A 17488-nucleotide genomic window follows, 5' to 3' on the forward strand; every position below is an offset into this window, starting at 1 on the left:
GCCCTTTTTACCGGACGGGCGAGGCCTTGCGCGTTGGTGCCCCGCGCCCGCCGGGGTACGCTCCCGGGGCATGGCGTCACGTCCTCTCCTCGAAGTGGCAGCGCTGTGCGGGCTCGCCCTCGGCTGCGCGGCGTGCAAGCCGGCGGAGGAGCCGCTGCCGGCCCATGTGCGCGTCTCCATCGACGGCGCGGTCATCAGCCCGGCCAAGGCGGATGGGCGCCAGTGGGACGGCATGGGCACGGTCCCGGCGGGGGCGCTGACGGCCATCGGCGACCTGCTCCGCACGGCGCACCCGGCCGCGGCGGCCGCCAGCGTGGCGGGGTTCGCCGCGGAGGCGGCGGGGGCGGGCACCGAGCCGCCGGAGCCGTTCGGCTCGGCGGAGCTGTTCGTGGGCGGCCGGTCGCTCGGCCGGCTCGCGCTCGATCGCCCGGGGCAGCGCGACACCTGCACGCCCGGATGGAAAGGCCCGCCGACCTGGCGCCGCGTGCCGCTCGCGCCCGACGTCCACGTGAGCGGTGAGCTCATCGATCGGGACCTGGTGAGCGACGACTTCATCGGGAGGTTCGCCATCCACCGCGATCACCTCGTCGAGGCGCTCCGGGCGCGCACGGTGTATCCGGTGGCCGTCGGCGACCAGGCCGCCGGACAGGTGCTGTTCGTCTGGATCGAGGTCTGGCCGGAGTAGACCGGCGTGGACCCGGGCCGGCGATTCCGGCGCCCGCGCGTCGGCGCCTGACCCGTGCGCTGCGCCCGCGCCTGCGCTTGCGCCTGCGCAGCGCCCGCGGCTGCGCAGCACCCGCGGCTGCGCAGCGCCCGCGCCTGCGCCTGCGCCTGCGCCTGCGCAGGGCCGGTGAAGCAAACCTGCTCGGCCCGTTCTGCGGTGCGCCTTCCCGGTATATCCTGCCGGTCGCCGCCCGTGGGACTTCGGGGCGATTTCCGAGCCCAGTCTGGTTACTGTCGTAGGTAGATCGCCCCACCATTCCCCGGGCGGCTCTTCGTATGCCGCCCGCGCCCCCCGCCCGCTTTCATACCGAGCGCGTCGAGCGCGAGGACCTCGTCATGTTCATCAACGCCTGCTTCGCGTGCACCGGGCAGGCCGAGTTCTACGGCTCTTCCGGCGGCCAGGTCGTCTCGGTCGACTTCCTCCACGAGTACATCCTCGGCAACTACCGCCGCCTCTACGCGCGCACGCTCGCGGCCGGCATCAACCACTTCAACCAGGCGCGCATCGCCGTGAACCTCCTCGCGACCGGCGCCGAGACGCCCGCCGGAGACCGGCGCGAGGAGGGGCTGCTCGTCGCGGCCGCGCTCCGGGAGCTCCCGCCGCAGCGCGCGCTCCGGGCGCTCCGCGAGCTCCGGGAGCGGCGCGTGAACAACCGCCGCGCGCGCGCCGTCATCCGCGACTACCTCGCCGGCCGGCCCGACCCGGCCTTCGACGCCGTGAAGTACCGCGCCCACGTCCGCGCGCTCGCCGTGCACGCCCACCTCCGGCTCCCCGGCGAGATCGGGCCCTTCCTGTTCGAGCCCGGGCGGCGCGCGCCGTTCGAGGCGCCGCTGCTCGAGCGCGCGCGGCAGGCGCGCTACGCGAAGGAGGCGATCTTCGACCTGCCGCTGACCGTCGCCGAGGGCCTCGCCGCCGCCCGCGGCGTCGCGCGCGACGAGCTCCTGCGCCGCGCGGCGCCGCGCATGACCGAGGGCGAGCGCCTGCGGCTGCAGCGCGCCGCCGGGCGCGAGGACGTCGACCTCGTCGTCGACCTCGGCCGCGCCCCGCTCACGCGCGTCGCCCTCTACGCCCTCTCGCTGCCCGAGGCGGCGCGGCGCGACCGCCGCGACGAGCTCCACACCGCGCTCGAGCGCGCCGCCGCCCGCGCGCTCCGCCGGAGCCCCGCCGCGCTCGGGCGCGTCGCCGCCGTGCTCGACCGGAGCTACTCGGCGTCCGGATCGAGCGAGAAGCGCCGCCGTCCGCTCGCCGTCGCGCTGGGCGTGAGCTACCTGCTCCGCGCCGCCGCCGGCGAGTACCGCGCGTTCTGGACCGCGCCCACGCCGGACGAGATCCTCGTCGGCGCGCGCGGCCAGACCGATCTCGCGACGCCGCTGCTCGACGCGCTCGCGTGGCGCCCCGACGTCGTGATCGTGGTCTCGGACGGCTTCGAGAACGACCCGGCCGGCGCCGCCGCCGAGGTCGCCCGGTGCTTCCGAGCGCGGCTCGATCCGGGGCAGCGCACATCGATCGTCCACATCAACCCGGTGTTCGACAGCGAGCGCTACGCGCCGCGCGCGCTCGGCCCGTCGATCCCGACGGTCGGCCTGCGCGACGCCGAGGATTTGCCGACGGTCCTCGGCTTCGCCCGGTTCGCCGAGGGGACGGCGCCGCTCGCGGAGCTCGAGCGTTACCTGGCGCGGCGCGCGGACGCCCTGCTCGCGCGGCACGCCAGGGCGCCCGGCGCGGCGGCGTCGGCAGAAGAGGAGCCCGGCGCGGCGGCGTCGGCAGAAGAGGAGCCCGGCGCGGCGGCGTCGGCAGAAGAGGCGTCCGGCGCGGCGGCGTCGGCGGAAGAGGCGCCCGGCGCGGCGCTCGAGGTGCCCTGATGGCCAAGGCGCCGGCCCTGCTCCGGTCGCTCTCGCTGCGGGGCCTCACGGCCACGCACGCCCAGGTCTTCGCGGGCGTGCGCCTGGTCCCGCTCCTGCGGGAGGCGCCGCGGGACGACCTGCGCATCGCCCGCCGCCGGTACGACGACCCCATGGCGCTCGTCGATGTGGGCGAGGGCTCGGCCTACTGCTCCTACGTGCCGCACGCGCTCGTGGTCGGGTGGACCGAGGACGGCTCGCCCGTCGCGTCCTACGGCGCGGCGCTCGCGGGGCCGGCCGACCGCCACCCGCTCGCCAAGCTGTGCCGCGGCGTCAACGTGCTCCACCGCATGGCGCGGCGCGAGGCGCGCGGCGAAGACCCGGCCGAGCGGAACCGCCTGCGCCTCCTGCCGCAGCACCTCGCGATGGAGGGCTTCCTCGCCCTGCACTTCGACGCCCCCGAGATCGCCTGGTCCGAGTACTCGCGGCGGGCGATCTCCCGCGGCCTCGATCCGCGCACCGAGGTGTCGCTCTCCGGCCGGGCGATCCCGAGCCTCGAGGACGCGCTGCGCGTCTTCGAGATCCACGAGGGTCAGAGCGGCCTGCTGCTCTTCGTCGGCGAGCTGCTCGCGTCGGTGTTCGTGGTGTCGCACCCCGACGACTACCGCGCGCTGCACCGCACGTTGATCGAGGACTTCTACGAGCAGACGCTGCTCTACGCGGCCCGCCACAACGGCGACAGCCAGGCCTTCACGCACACCTTCGACGCGGCGCAGATCGGCTCGCTCGACGACCTGCGGGCCGCGCTCGGCCGGGTGCGGGCCGAGGCCGGCGCGCTGCACGTGGACACGGCCGCGGGCCTGCTCGGCCGACCGATCGCGGCGGAGCGCGTGTACCGGGCGGGGCCGTTCTCGCTGCAGCGGTTCATGACCGAGCTCGATCCGGCGCTCGACAACCACCTCGGCGAGGCGATCGTGCGCGACGACGGCACGCTGGAGTACGCGAAGACGTTCCGGCTCTCGGCCGGGCAGGTGCGGCGCGCGCGGCTCCTCCAGCAGCTCGCGGGGCACGGGTGGAACCTGGACGCCACCGCGGCGGCGCTCCGGATCACGCGCGACCAGCTGCTCCGGCGGATCGACGGGGAGGGGTTCGGGTATCTAATCGCGGAGCACGTGCTCAAGGCGGCGCTGAAGCGGACGAGGTGAGCGCGCGCTGAGCGCCCGCGTGCTCCGGCGCGCGCCCCTCCCTGCGGTCAGAAGCTGGCGCAGAAGCTCGCGTAATCCAGCGCGACCTGGTCGGCGTAATCGAGCGCGATCGCGCGCACCCTGGCGCGGAAGCCCGCGTGATCCCCGTCGGTGAGCGCGTCGATCTGCCCGTCGACCGAGCCGGGAAACACGGCCGCGTCCCAGTCCTTGTCGGCGCGCGCGTGGTGCGTCGCCAGGATCTCGCCCCATTGCTGGGCGAGGTTGGTGAAGCGGGTCATCGTCGAGAGGCTCGCGGTGTCGAAGGTGTCCTTGTAGGGCGAGCGCTCGCGCACGCTGTAGCTTTGGCCGTCGGAGAGCGTCATCCAGCCGAGCAGGTCATCGACCCTGTAGCCGAGCGCCTTGTACGCGAGCACGGTCCGGGTTGCCTGGTTGCCGCCGCTCGCCGCGTTGGTCTGGGAGACGGCGGCGGCGGCGATGCCGGCGAACGCGCTCGGCGCGCCCTGGGCTTTGACGTCGAGCAGGCGGTCGTCGTCCTGTCCCGCGGTCGGCCCCTCGATGAGCACGTAATACCGCGTCACGCCGAGCGAGCCGATCCCGCTGTGCAGCCGCTGGGCCACGCTCTTCACCGCGAAGTAGGCGGCCGGCAGCCCGCTGCCGCCGCCGCTCAGGGTGGCGCGATAGGCCGCCATGTGGCCCCGGACGTCGGCGTCCACGGCCGCGGACACCGGGGCGAGGTCCGGGTTGCTCCCCGTGTCGAGCGCGCGCACGCCGCCGATCTCGATCGTGAAATCGTCGAGCATCTCGGCCCGGCTGTTCGACGCCTCGACGTCGTCGAGGAAGTCGTCGAGCAGGCCATAGGTGTTGCTCTCCGTGAACTTCCGCGTGGTCTCCTGGCCATTCCCGGCGTAGCTCGCGATCGCGTCGAGGTACGCCTCGGTGAACGCGTCGAGGAGCGAGCTCTGGTCGGCGAGGCTGTAGCCGCCGTTCTCGCGGGCGACCAGCGCGAGGCTCGTGGCGAGCCGCCAGACGTCGAGCTGGTAATCGCCGATGACCGCCTCGTCGAAATCGTTGATGGCGTACACGACGTCACCCTGGTCGTCATCGAACGAACCCATGTTGTTGACGTGCATGTCGCCGCCGAGCCACGTCCGGGTGGAGCTCGCGCCGCCATACGCGAGGAGCTGGGGCGAGCTGCCGAGATCCTTCCAGTAGAGGTGGTTGGAGCCGCGGAAGAACGTGAACGGAGAGGCCTTCATCTCCGCGTACTTCTCGACCCGAGCGCTCGAGGGCAGGCCCGCGTTGGCGCTCGTGATCTCGGCGACGATGTAGCTCGTGCGGCTCGAGGCCGCCGAGCCGGGCGCGGCGGCGAGGGCGACCGCAGAGAAGGCGGCGGCGGCGCAAGAGCGGCGCGCGACGAGCGCGCGAATCGACGGTCTGGACATGGGCATGCTCCTGGAGGCGATCGCGGCGTCGTACGTCGAGCGTCGCGCGCTCAGCAAGCGCCCGTGCCGGGTGACACGGACTCGAGGCGCCGTCGTCGTGTTGTCGAAACGGGTACGGCGCTCCCCCGGCGAGGTTGAGGCCGACCCGACCGAGGTTGGGCCGACCCTACCGAGGTTGAGGCCGACCCGACCGAGGTTGGGCCGACCCTACCGAGGTTGAGGCCGGCCTGCCGACCCTACCGAGGTTGAGGCCGACCCTACCGAGGTTGGGCGGGGTCGCCTCGGGCTCTGTGCCAAGCGAGGGGGCGAGGACGGCGATCTGTGCCGTTTCAGCGTTCCGCTGTGCCAGGGGAGGGGGGTCCGAGACTGGCACAAACGCAATGCATTGCGACACACCGGGGTCCGGACCCCTCGAGAACGTTCTGCGGAGCGTGCGAGAGGGCGATTTTGTGCCAAAAATCGCACCGCAACGCACTTTTTTGTGCCATTTGCCCCCCGAGAACGCGGTTTTTTGTGCCAAGAGGGGGGTCCGGACCCCTCCGGAACGCAATGCAGAGCGTTCGCAGGGGTCCCGGACCCCTCCGGGTCGCAACGCCATGCGTGCGCGGGCGGGCTGGAACGCTGCGCGGCGAAACGCGGAGCGTGCCCGGGGCGAAGAGGGGCGCGGACAGGTAATCTCGCTCGCATGCAGAGGCCCGGGGCATCCGGCGTGTGGGTGGAGATCGCGCTCGACAGCGGCGGAGCCGAGGTGCGGGCTTCTGCTCGAGGCAGCCGGGGGGAGCAGACCGCACCTCACGCGCTCGGTCCGGAGCTGGGCGCAGAGATCCTCGGCCGCTTCGCCAGCGACGTGCGCCAGGCGGCCGCGCGCGGGCGGCCGCTGGAGGAGCGCGTCGCGAGGATGGCGCAGGCGCTCCATGGCGCCGTGCTCCGCGACGGGATCGACGACCTCCGGGCGCGCCTCGGCGAGGCCGCGGGCGGGCCGCTGCTCGTGCGCCTCGCGATCGGCGATCCGGGGCTGCAAGAGGTCCCCTGGGAGGCGCTCGCCGCGCCGGGCGGGGCGATGCGCCACTGGGGGACGTCGCCGGATCTGCTGCCCGTGCGCGGCGTCCGGAGCAACGAGCCGTGGCAGCCGCGCGAGGTGCGCGGCGCGGTGCGTGTGCTCGCGATCGCGCCCGCCGGCGGTGCCGCGCTCGCGCGGCTCAAGGAGGCGCTCGCCGGCCCGATCGCCGCGGGCGAGGTCGAGTGGCTGGCGCCGATCGAGGGGCAGGCCGCGCGGCTGCCCTGGCTCTTCGATCGCCTGCGCTGCGAGCCGATCCCGCACGTGCTCCACGTGGTCGGCCACGGAGGGGTGCAGGACGGCGTCCCCGTCCTGCGGCTCGCGGACGCGGACGGCGACGAGCGCTGGCTTCCGGTCGAGCTCCTCGGGCAGCAGCTCGCGGCCGGCTTCCGCAGCTTTCTCCGGCTCGTGGTGCTCGAGGCGTGCGAGGGGGCGCGGCCGGCGGCGTTCGCGTCGGCCGCGGAGATCCTCGCGCGAGCGGGCGCGGACGCGGTGGTCGCGCACCTCTGGCCGGTCCAGGCCGACGTGGCCAGGGCGTTCTCGGCGCAGCTCTACCGCGCGCTCGCCGGCGCGAGCCTCGGCAAAGGGGACGTCGCGCGCGCCGTGAGCGAGGCGCGGCGGGCGATCCTCGCCGAGTTCGAGGGCAGCGCCGAGGCGTTCTCGCCGGTCGTGGTCCTCCGGGGGCCGGACGGGGTGCTGTTCGACTTCAAGGGACGCAAGGTCGCTCCGCCGGCGGTGCTCGCGCCCGCGGTGAGCGACGCGGCGAGGGCGATCGACCCCGGCCTCGCGCGCATCGCTTCGCGGCGCTTCTCGCTGCTGCTCGGGGATCGGTGGAAGGCGGAGCGCGCCGCGCTCGACAGCTTCCGCGACAAGCTGCGGACCGAGCTCTCGAAGGGGCCCGAGCCGATGCCGCCGGGCCTGCCGATGAGCGCGCTGACCCAGCGGTACGCGCTCCGCCGCGGGGCCGACAAGCTGGGCGCCGAGTTCCAGCGCGTGTTCCGCGTCGGCGCGGAGGCTCCGCCGGTGATCAAGGCGCTGGCGCGCGCCCTCGGCCCCGGGGTGCACGCGACGCTGCTCCGCAGCCCGCTGCTGGAGATCGCGCTCGCGGAGCAGCAGCCCGAGAGGACGATCCACGTGATCCAGCCGGACGAGGAGAGCACGCTGGTGCTGCGGCGTGCGTCCGGCGGCGACTGGGAGGCGCTCGAGGCGCCGCCCGTGTCGGTCGATCTGGAGCGGGAGATCGTGCTGCTCCGGCTCTACCGCGGGTACACGCCGGAGCAGATCTTCACCCGGCCGCTGCTCACCGAGGACGACTACCTGCTCGGCTTCCGCGAGCTCGAGAGCGCGCTGCCGCGCGATCTGGCCGACGAGATCCTGAGCACGCTGAACGGCCGGCCGGCGCTGATCGCCGGGATGTCGCTGACGACCTGGCACCACCGGATGCTGCTGCACCGCCTCTTCGGGCGGAGGCCGGTGCCGCGAGGGAGCCTGGCCGTGCTCGAGCCGGACGACACCGAGCGGGAGCTCTGGGAGAAGGGCGTGAGCCTGCCGGGGAGAGCCGGCGTGGGGGTCGTCGCGGCGAGCGGCGAGGACGTCGTCGGCTGGCTCGACGCGCTCGTGGAGGCAGGGAGGAACGGCCGATGAGCGAGGCGAGGGCGTCGCACAGCGCGCCGCACAACCCCTTTCCGGGCCCGCAGCCGTACCGCGCGGCGGATCGCGGGTACTTCTTCGGCCGGGAGGAGCTCACGAAGAAGCTCGCGCACCGGCTGATGGCTCACCCGTGCACGACGGTGTTCGGGCCTTCTGGAGCTGGGAAGTCGTCGCTGATGCAAGCGGGGGTGATCCCGCTGCTTGAAGAGGCGCACGACTTCCGGGTCGTGAGCGTGGACGGCTGGCCGCCCGGGGCGGCGCCGCTCTCCTGGCTCGTCCGCGCGGTCTTTAGCGATCTCGATCTGGGAGATGCTCCTGAAGGAGGTGCGCGGATCGAGGCGCTGGACGAGGCGATCCGCCTGGCCGAGCGGAGGAGCGAGCGGCCGATCCTGATCTACCTGGATCAGCTCGAGCAGCTGCTCTTTCCCGGGCGGGATGCGGACGAGGCGACGGCCCTGATGGAGGCGGTGGATCGGCTGGCGCACAAGCCGATCCGCGGGCTGCAGATCGCGCTGTCGCTGCGGGAGGATTACCTGGGGCGCTTCCGTGATCGGGCGAGGGGGCGGCGCGAGCTGCTCCAGCACGGCTTTCGGCTGGGGCCGCTCTCGGTGGGCGAGATGATCCGAGCCGTCTGCCGGGCGGCGGAGGAGGGACGGCCGCGCCAGCGCTGGGCCGAGGAGCAGGTGCCCGCGCTGATGCTGGAGGTGAGGACGCCCGGAACGCCGGTCTCGGAGGACGCCGAGGTGCAGGCCGCGTTCGGGCAGATCGTGTGCCGGGCGCTGTGGGAGGAGCGGGCGGCGGGGCGCGGCAGAGAGGCCGGGGCCGTGGAGGCGGAGGCCATCGTGCACCGGTACCTCGAGGCGACCGTGGAGGGGCTCGGGGCGCTGAGCGGGGCAGCGCGGCGCCTGCTCGAGGAGCACCTCACCGACGGGGAGGGGCACCGGACGCTGCTGACCGAGCAGGAGGCGCGCAGCGCGCTGCCGGCCGGCGCTGCGGAGGAGGTGCTCGGGCAGTTGGAGAGGGCAGCGGTGCTGCGCGCGGCGGAGCACCAGGGGAGCCGGTACTTCGAGCTCGGGCACGACTGGCTGGCGAGCCGGGTTTTCCAACGGCGGCGGGAGCGGGAGCAGGAAGAGGCGGAGAGAGAGCGGAGGGAGGCAGAGGAGCGGCGGGCCGCGCGGGAGCGGAAAGCGCGGCGCACGCTAGGGGCGATTGCGGCGGTCGCGGTCGCGGTGGCGGCGGTAATGGCGGTTCTCGTTGTCTGGGCGCTACAGCAGCGCGATGCGGCGCGGCGTGCGGAGGGCGATGCCAAGGCAGCGCAGCAGGAGGCTAAGGACCAGGCGGCGCGAGCGCGAACTTCCTCGTTGATGGCCGGAACTCGTGAGCTCCTGGCGAAGGGACAGCCGGCGCCGGCAGCGAAGCTGCTCCTCGAGGTGGCCAAGCCGGGAGAAGTTCGGGGGTGGACCGATGTGGCGTATGATGTGCTGGGTCGAGCAGCTCCATTTATGACGATGCGCGGCCATCAGGGTGCTGTATTGGCTGTTGGCTATAGCCCCGATGGCCGCCGCATCATCACCGCGTCAGACGACAAGACGGCGCGGGTGTGGAACGCGGACGGCAGCGGGACGCCGGTCGTGCTCATGGGCCACGAGGCCGGGGTTAGGTCGGCAGCGTTCAGCGGCGACGGGAAGCGTGTGGTCACCGCGTCGGACGACAAGACGGCGCGGGTGTGGAACGCGGACGGCAGCGGGACACCCGTCGTGCTCAGGGGCCACGAGGCCTGGGTTACATCGGCAGAGTTCAGCGCCGACGGGCAGCGTGTGGTCACCGCGTCGGGCGACAAGACGGTGCGGGTGTGGAACGCGGACGGCAGCGGGACGCCGATCGTGCTCAGGGGCCACGAGGCCTGAGTTATATCGGCAGAGTTCAGCGCCGACGGGCAGCGTGTGGTCACCGCGTCGGGCGACAAGACGGCGCGGGTGTGGAACGCGGACGGCAGCGGGACACCCGTCGTGCTCAGGGGCCACGAGGCCTGGGTTATATCGGCAGAGTTCAGCGCCGACGGGAAGCGTGTGGTCACCGCGTTGGGCGACAACACGGCGCGGGTGTGGAACGCGGACGGCAGCGGGACGCCCGTCGTGCTCAGGGGCCATGAGGACTGGGTTACATCGGCAGCGTTCAGCGCCGACGGAAAGCGTGTGGTCACCGCGTCGGGCGACAAGATGGTGCGGGTGTGGAACGCGGACGGCAGCGGGACGCCCGTCGTGCTCAGGGGCCACGAGGCCGTGGTTTGGTCGGCAGAGTTCAGCGGCGACGGGCAGCGTGTGGTCACCGCGTCGGACGACAAGACGGCGCGGGTGTGGAACGCGGACGGCAGCGGGACGCCGGTCGTGCTCAGGGGCCACGAGCACGGGGTTAGGTCGGCAGAGTTCAGCGCCGACGCGCGGCGTGTGGTCATCGCGTCGGGCGACAAGACGGCGCGGGTGTGGAACGCGGATGGCAGCGGGACGCCCCTCGTGCTCAGGGGCCATGAGGACTGGGTTAGGTCGGCAGAGTTCAGCGCCGACGCGCGGCGTGTGGTCACCGCGTCGGGCGACAAGACGGCGCGGGTGTGGAACGCGGATGGCAGCGGGACGCCCCTCGTGCTCAGGGGCCACGAGGCCGTGGTCATATCGGCAGAGTTCAGCGGCGACGGGAAGCGTGTGGTCACCGCGTCGGACGACAAGACGGCGCGGGTGTGGAACGCGGATGGCAGCGGGACGCCCCTCGTGCTCAGGGGCCACGAGGCCGGGGTTACATCGGCAGAGTTCAGCGCCGACGGGCAGCGTGTGGTCACCGCGTCGGGCGACAAGACGGTGCGGGTGTGGAACGCGGACGGCAGCGGGACACCCGTCGTGCTCAGGGGCCACGAGGCCTGGGTTACATCGGCAGAGTTCAGCGCCGACGGGCAGCGTGTGGTCACCGCGTCGGGCGACAAGACGGTGCGGGTGTGGAACGCGGACGGCAGCGGGACGCCGGTCGTGCTCAGGGGCCATGAGGACTGGGTTAGGTCGGCAGAGTTCAGCGCCGACGGGCAGCGTGTGGTCACCGCGTCGCACGACAAGACGGCGCGGGTGTGGAACGCGGACGGCAGCGGGACGCCGGTCGTGCTCAGGGGCCATGAGGACTGGGTTAGGTCGGCAGAGTTCAGCGGCGACGGGAAGCGTGTGGTCACCGCGTCGGACGACAAGACGGCGCGGGTGTGGAACGCGGACGGCAGCGGGACGCCGGTCGTGCTCATGGGCCACGAGGCCGGGGTTAGGTCGGCAGCGTTCAGCGGCGACGGGAAGCGTGTGGTCACCGCGTCGGACGACAAGACGGTGCGGGTGTGGAACGCGGACGGCAGCGGGACGCCGGTCGTGCTCAGGGGCCACGAGGACGCGGTCATATCGGCAGAGTTCAGCGCCGACGGGCAGCGTGTGGTCACCGCGTCGGACAAGGCGGCGTTGGTGTGGGCCATCTCTGCGCAAGCCCTTCAGCAGATCCTCCGCGCTGCCACCTCCGATTGCCTCTCCCCCGAAATGCGCCGAACTTACCTCGATGAGAGTGATAAGGCCGCCCGGAAGGGATACGAGTCCTGCGAGCGCTCGTACGGCCGAACGCCGTTCGGCCCGGGGATTGACCCGCCGTGAACAGCCAAAATGCCTCCTCTGCACGATACTGGCCCCTGGCGACGCGAGCCCGAGCGGCGAAGCTCTGCTTCTTCTCTCTTTCCCTCTCGCTCCTCATATCCGCTGCCTGACAGCGCTCCGAGCCCAGCCCCAGCAACCCGCCACCAGCGCCACCCACCCAATCCACGCCCCCGGTTGATCCAGCCGAGCCATGGGCGTCCCGACCGCCACGGGAGTGGCCCCAGCTCGTCCTGACGAATCTCGCGGAGTTCCACGGCCACACGCCTCTCCAGGGCGCGAGCGCCTTCCTCCTCAAGACCCAGGCCGGGCGCACGCTGGCCGCCACCGCCAAGCACCTCCTCGGCCGGAACGGCGGCGTGGACCCCGAGATATCCATCCCATCCCTCGACAGCGCGATCCGGTCCTGGCGCCTGTTCCCGCGCACGCTCCCGGACCAGACCGCCGAGGCCGGCAAGGTCGCCGCCGACGGCCTCGATGACTCGAGGCTCGACTGGCTGGTCCTCACCCTCAGGGACATCGCGAAGCCCCTTCACGCGACGCCCCTGTAGCTGCGCCCCCGGCCGGTCGATGTCGGCGAGCAGGTCTATCTCGTCGGTTGTCCCTACGCCGAGGCGACCTGCAAGCAGAACGTCTATGCCGGCAAGGTCACCGCGCGGAGCGGACATCGCTTCCGCTACGACATCGAGCCGCCGGTCGACCTCCGCGGCTTCAGCGGCGCGCCGGTCGTCGACAAGGCCGCGCACGTGGTCGGTGTGATGACGGTCGCGTTCCAGCCCAGGATGCAGGGAGAGCTGCACCTGGAAGCCGGCGGCGAGGACGCCGCCGCGATCTACCGGAGCGTCGAACGGCAGCGCTGAAGAGCGCGCCATCCACGACGCCGTTCACGGAACGGCCGCCCGCGCGCTCATCCCGCTGGGCCCAACCTCCGCAAGGGGCGCCGATGCATGATAATCGTACGGGTCTCATCGGAATGCCAACAACGCATCCGGCGTGCGTTCCGGTTGCGCGCTCGAATTTACCGCACTTGTCGTCGACCATCCGACTCGCGTCCTGCGGTAGGCTGCGCGCCCATGCCGAGGTCGAAGCCCCGAACCACGAGGACCAGGAGAACCGCGAAGAAACCCGCGCTCGGTCCGAGCGCTCACGCGACATGCAGCGTGCCGTGGCACGCCCCGACGGCGTCATGAGCACGGCGCAGAACCGGTATTGCGAGCGCCTGGGCATCGCCGTTCCCCGGGTCGAGGACGTCGCAGCGCAGGGCACGGCGAAGCTCTTCCACCTCATGATCGTCGCCCTCCTCGAGCGCGGCGGACCCATGACCCTGGACGAGATCGCGGTGCGCCTCGAAGCGGCCGGCGTGCTCGCAAAGACCGGCGATCTCGCCCATTCGCTCAAGAAGGCGTGGCACGGCATGGCGCCGGTCTACCGCGACGCGACCGGCCACTTCGGCCTCGACCTCGACGCCTTCGCGCTCCACGTCGTCATGCGCGCCACCGGCCTGCTCGCGACATGCGCGGCGCCGCCGCTCCCCGCGCCAGCACCTCCCGCGCCCGGCGACGACGTCCCGCTGTCCACCGAGGAGATCGACGCCGCCTTCCGCGATCGCTCGATGTGGAGCCTCTCGTGGGTCCGACAGGCCGCGGCCGTGCTCGATGCGCGCCAAGCGGCGATGACGGCCCATGAAATCGAGGCCTTCCTCGCGGCGCTCACGAAGCATCGAACGACGCTCGGCGAGCGCAACGGGCCAGAGAACAGCGACCTCTTCGTCCTCGGTGACGGCGGACGGCTCACCCTGGCCCCGCGCGCGCCCGGCCTCGCCGCGATGCGGCGGGCGATCCGCAAGCTGTCGCAGCCCGTGCTCGCCCGGCGGGCGGAGCGCGCGGCACTCGCGGCGAGTTCCACGGCCCGGCGGGCGGAGCTCGACGCGGAGGCGCGCCGCGACGCCGAGATCGCGCGCTCCGCCCGCCGCGCCGTCGTTCGCGTGGTGCCTTTTCCAGAAGAGCCGCAGGCCGCGGCGGTGCTCGACGTCGGCCTGCGGTCGATCCGGACCTTCCTCGGTCGCGACATGGCCGAGCTCGCCGGTGCGCTCGAGCGCTTCGACGTGATCGCCGGCCTCCACATCCGCGACACACTGCACGCGCTGGGGCTCGACGCCGACCGCCGCCGCGTCGTGGACCTCAGGCCGCCGAAGAAGTCGAGACGGCTGAACCGCGCCGGCCGCACCCTGGAGATCACGCCGGAGCTCCTCATCGCCGGCACCACCGGGATCAGCCGTCCTCTCGGCGACCCGGAGAAGGTGGCGAGCTACCTGGCCGAAGGAGACCACGCGAAGCTCGCGCGCCGGCTCGAGAGCGACGTGAAGGCGCTCCACGCATTCTACCAGTACGGTGTCCTCCAGGGCTTCGTCCGGCTCCGCTGGGGCTTCATCGACGAGGTGCTGAGCACGGAGTGGGCGTTGCCTGGCGACGTGAGCCTCTACCAGCAGCTGAAGCGCGCCAGCGAGACGGGCGCGGCCGTCGACCTGGTGGTCGGGGCGGCGCCCGGCTGGGCCGCTCCCTGGTCGCGAGCGCGGCGCGTCCGCGTGCTCGACATCCGCTTCAATGGCGTCCTCGTCGCGGAGGGGGAAGGGCGACCGACGTTCGTGATCGCACGGGACGAGATCCAGGCCGTTCGCCTTGCCCCTGAGCACACCGGGCCGAGCTCACGGCGGGCGGACGGAGCAGAAGGAGAAGGGGCTGCGGACGCGGAGCATCCAGCTCAGGTGCACTGAAAGCTCTCCACGGTCTCGCGGAACACCGCGCGCATCTCTGCGAGCGTTCGATCTCGGCGGGGGTTCGCCCTCGCGACGCAGCCAAACAGGGAGACATGCGCCACGCGATCGCCTGCCTCCGCGCGAAAGACGCCGTTCGCGGAGAAGCCTTCGATCGCCGGACCGATGAAATTGAACGCGAACCCAGCGGCGTCCCCTGATAACACCGGAACATCCGCCGTTCGGCGGCGAACCTCGCCCTCCTTGGACCCAGGGAGCGCCTCCAGCCTGCTCACGATGCCGTCGCGCTCGGCGGCGACCTGCGCCTCATCGCCGTGGGACAGGGTGACCGAGAGCGTCGCCGCACAGGTGTTGCCGCCGAGCTGCGCGACGTGCTTGGCGGTCCGGAGGCCAGACTCCTCGGTTTCCTCCGAGCGGAGGAACCAGGTCGCCGGGTACGTGAGCGAGAACCCTTCGTGCTCGACGCGCTTCGGGTGGGAGAAATCCACGAAGTCATCGTACGAGTCGGGCATGCTCCCCTTGGGATCGCTCCACCCGAACGAGGTCACGGTGATCGGGTTCTTGCCGCCGTCGATCGACAAGCACGCCACGCCCGTCAGCATCACGCGCGGGTTGAGATCATGGTGCTTCTGGTACTCGGCCCCCGGGATGGGCGTGACGAGCGGGTACGCCCGGTCGATCCCGCACGGATAGCGGACCTCGCGCGCGGCGCCGCCCAGGGCCTCCTTCGCAGTGTCCCAGCGGCGGACGATGAGGAGGTTCATCGCTATCGACGTCTGCATCTCGGGTCGCTGGACGAGCGTCGCCACGTCGACATTCCCACTCATGGGGGCACCTCGGATCCGCTCGACCCGGCCCGGCGTAGGATCAGGCGCGTCCAGAGCGGCCCGCGGATCGGAGCGGAACCAGGCCGCGCACTCGCCGAGCGGGGTCTTGAAATCTGCGGAGAGGGCCCAGGATCCATCGTCCAGCTGGCCATGGAGGCGAATCGCCATGGCCGTCCAGGTCCCGTCCTCGCGCTCGAGGAAATAGGTCACATACTGACCAGCTCTCCACGGTGGATGAACGGGCTGATGTTTCGAGCCGAAGCGCTTCTTGAGCCAGTCCAGCATCGTTCACCTCCGATACGAGCGCGTCAGGGCTCTCGGCGCGCAGCCGCATCACCGCGTCACTCTACCGCGAGGGGCCATCGAAAGGAACAGGGGGCGTCGCCAGCCCGCCACGCCGACAAGGGCGCCGCCGACGGCTCGACAACACGAGGTTCGACGGGGCGATTCTGTCCCTCAAGGACAACGCCGCCCGTGCGCTCCTCCCGCTCTGGGCCGCTCCTCCGCGCCAGGCGGCGAGAAATCATCAATGGATACAGCATCCTCGGAATGCCGCCGACCCGTCGCGTTGACCCGCCCGCACGCCCCTGGCACCCTGCCGCCGATATGACCGCTGCAGCCCCCAGCACCCTGGAGCTCTTGCTCGCGGACGCCATCGAGCTCCGCCCCACCCTCGCGGCGGGCCTGCCCGAGCTCGCGGCGGGCAGCGCGCCGAAGCCCGAAAAGACCGCGCGGGCCGTGGACGCGCTCTCGCTCGAGATGCCCGACGCCGATCCCAACGATCTCGAGCTCCAGCGCTGGTCGGTGATCGCGCCCGAAGGCGCCCTGGGCGACCAGGCGCTCGAGGCGATCGCGCCGCTCCTCCGGCTGCGCGAGGCCGAGCAGGGGGCGAAGGTCGAGCCCTATCGCGTCATGCCCGGCATGGGCATGGCCGAGTCGCTCCGGTGGAAGAACGAGGTGCTGCGCGACGAGCGCGTCCCGGAGGAGGAGAGGCCGCGGTACCTGCTCCTCCTCGGCGATCTCGACCAGATCTCCGCCGAGCTCCAGCACGTCCTCGCGAACGGCGCGTTCGTCGGCCGCCTCCACGTCGCAAGCGCAGACGGCCGGCCGGATCTCGCCGGCTATGCCGCCTACGCGGAGAAGGTCGTGCGCTGGGCAAAGGCGCCGACAGACCACGACCAGCCCGACGCCCTGTTCTACGTCGCGGAGGACGGCACCGCCGCGACCGAGCTGGGGCGCGACCTGCTCGTCGATCCCTGCATCGCGATGGCGCAGAAGCCAGGCCGCCGGCGCTTCCCGGCCGCGAACGTGGTCGAGATCCCGAGCGCCGAGATCGCGGACGAGCTCCTCCGCGCGGGGACCACCGCGAGGCCCTCCGTGCTCCTGTCCGTGAGCCACGGGCTCGGCCGGCCCAGCGCCGGGTGGTCCTCCGTCGAGCAGCAACGCGCGCTCCAGGGGGCGCTGCTCGTGGGCGCATGCGGAGGCCCCGACGCGCTGCTCACGGCGGAGATGCTCCAGCGCGCCCCCTTCCTCCCGGGCGGCCTGTGGTTCTGCCTGGCCTGCTTCGGGGCCGGGACGCCCGCGCAGAGCGCGTTCTACCCCTGGCTCTCCCTCCTCGCGCGCGAGGGCGCCTATGCCGGCCAGGCCCGGCGCGTGCTGGCGAGCTTGCCCGGCGACGGCGAACGCCCGTTCCTCGCCGCGCTGCCGCAGGCCGCGCTCCGCAACCCCGACGGGCCGCTCGCGGTGATCGGGCACCTGGATCTCGCCTGGACCTACAGCTTCGTCGACCCGGGCCGGGCAGCGCAGAGCCGCGCCTCCCGGATCTTCAGCAGCCTCCAGGCGACCGCCCGCGGCAGCCGCGCCGGCGTGGCGGTCGACGCGCTGATGCGCTCGTACCGCGAGGTCAACGACGAGCTGATCGCCGGCTTCCAGGCCGAAGAGGACGCCCGCGCGTGGAGCCGGCCCTCCCCGGTCGAGCCCATCCACCGCAGCCGCGCATTCATGCTCCGCAACGATCTGCGCGGCTACGTGCTGCTCGGCGACCCGGCGGCGCGGCTGCCCCTGAACCCGAAGGGGAGCGAGCCGCCCAACCATCCTTAGGCATTCAGGTCCGAGCCCGGCCTCACACCTGGCGAGCGACCCGGACACCCTTGTTGCGAAGCGGACGAACAAGCTTCTAAGTCGAATGGATAAAGCGCCCGGGACGGTGCCTGTGCTCACGACAGCACACCGGCGCACGCCGTAGACAACCGCGCGCCGTACAGGCATCGTCGTCGCTCTCGGCACGGTGCGCTTGCAGCGTCG

The 17488-nt window shown here is 72.4% G+C and carries 9 protein-coding genes and 3 pseudogenes; 10 read left to right on the forward strand and 2 right to left on the reverse strand.

Annotated elements, in window-relative coordinates:
* Positions 1-70: 70 nt before the first annotated feature.
* The 3 genes from WMF20_RS10960 (at position 71) to WMF20_RS10970 (ending at position 3770) form a co-directional block, all read left to right on the forward strand.
* The gene (locus tag WMF20_RS10960; RefSeq protein WP_437613015.1) at positions 71-685 is read left to right on the forward strand and encodes a hypothetical protein; all 615 of its coding nucleotides are present in this window, start codon (positions 71-73) and stop codon (positions 683-685) included.
* Positions 686-999: 314 nt separating this feature from the next.
* Positions 1000-2586 carry a hypothetical protein gene (locus WMF20_RS10965; protein WP_437613017.1) on the forward strand — a complete coding sequence of 529 codons (1587 nt, stop codon included), beginning with the start codon at positions 1000-1002 and terminating at the stop codon, positions 2584-2586.
* On the forward strand, positions 2586-3770 hold the full coding sequence (locus WMF20_RS10970) for an ARPP-2 domain-containing protein (RefSeq protein ID WP_437613019.1): 1185 nt from the start codon (positions 2586-2588) through the stop codon (positions 3768-3770). The genes WMF20_RS10965 and WMF20_RS10970 overlap by 1 nt, the downstream gene beginning before the upstream one ends.
* A 47-nt stretch (positions 3771-3817) precedes the next feature.
* Here WMF20_RS10970 and WMF20_RS10975 read toward each other — a convergent pair whose 3' ends face one another.
* A complete protein-coding gene (locus WMF20_RS10975; protein ID WP_437613021.1) occupies positions 3818-5212 on the reverse strand; it encodes a DUF2252 domain-containing protein in 1395 nt (464 codons plus the stop codon).
* Between the two features lie 685 nt (positions 5213-5897).
* On the opposite strand from WMF20_RS10975, the gene WMF20_RS10980 reads away from it, so the two are divergent.
* The 6 genes and pseudogenes from WMF20_RS10980 (at position 5898) to WMF20_RS11005 (ending at position 14357) form a co-directional block, all read left to right on the forward strand.
* Positions 5898-7913: a CHAT domain-containing protein gene (locus WMF20_RS10980; protein WP_437613023.1), complete on the forward strand. Its 2016-nt coding sequence runs from the start codon at positions 5898-5900 to the stop codon at positions 7911-7913.
* Positions 7910-9085 (forward strand): annotated as a pseudogene (locus WMF20_RS10985) (nSTAND1 domain-containing NTPase); the annotation flags it as partial. The gene WMF20_RS10980 and the pseudogene WMF20_RS10985, both read left to right, overlap by 4 nt.
* A gap of 345 nt (positions 9086-9430) precedes the next feature.
* A pseudogene (locus WMF20_RS10990) lies at positions 9431-11587 on the forward strand (WD40 repeat domain-containing protein); the annotation flags it as partial.
* 356 nt (positions 11588-11943) lie between these two features.
* On the forward strand, positions 11944-12135 hold the full coding sequence (locus WMF20_RS10995; RefSeq protein WP_437613025.1) for a hypothetical protein: 192 nt from the start codon (positions 11944-11946) through the stop codon (positions 12133-12135).
* A pseudogene (locus WMF20_RS11000) lies at positions 12136-12330 on the forward strand (hypothetical protein); the annotation flags it as partial. It abuts the gene before it with no gap.
* A 197-nt stretch (positions 12331-12527) separates the two neighbouring features.
* Positions 12528-14357, forward strand: a complete 1830-nt coding sequence (locus tag WMF20_RS11005; protein WP_437613027.1) for a hypothetical protein — start codon at positions 12528-12530, stop codon at positions 14355-14357.
* Here WMF20_RS11005 and WMF20_RS11010 read toward each other — a convergent pair.
* A complete protein-coding gene (locus WMF20_RS11010; RefSeq protein WP_437613029.1) occupies positions 14345-15184 on the reverse strand; it encodes a hypothetical protein in 840 nt (279 codons plus the stop codon). The genes WMF20_RS11005 and WMF20_RS11010 overlap by 13 nt on opposite strands.
* A gap of 606 nt (positions 15185-15790) precedes the next feature.
* Here WMF20_RS11010 and WMF20_RS11015 point away from each other — a divergent pair.
* Complete coding sequence (locus tag WMF20_RS11015; protein WP_437613031.1) at positions 15791-17284, forward strand: hypothetical protein; 1494 nt, start codon at positions 15791-15793, stop codon at positions 17282-17284.
* Positions 17285-17488 lie beyond the last annotated feature (204 nt).

The organism is Sorangium sp. So ce834 (assembly GCF_051521425.1).
GTDB lineage: Bacteria > Myxococcota_A > Polyangia > Polyangiales > Polyangiaceae > Sorangium > Sorangium cellulosum_D.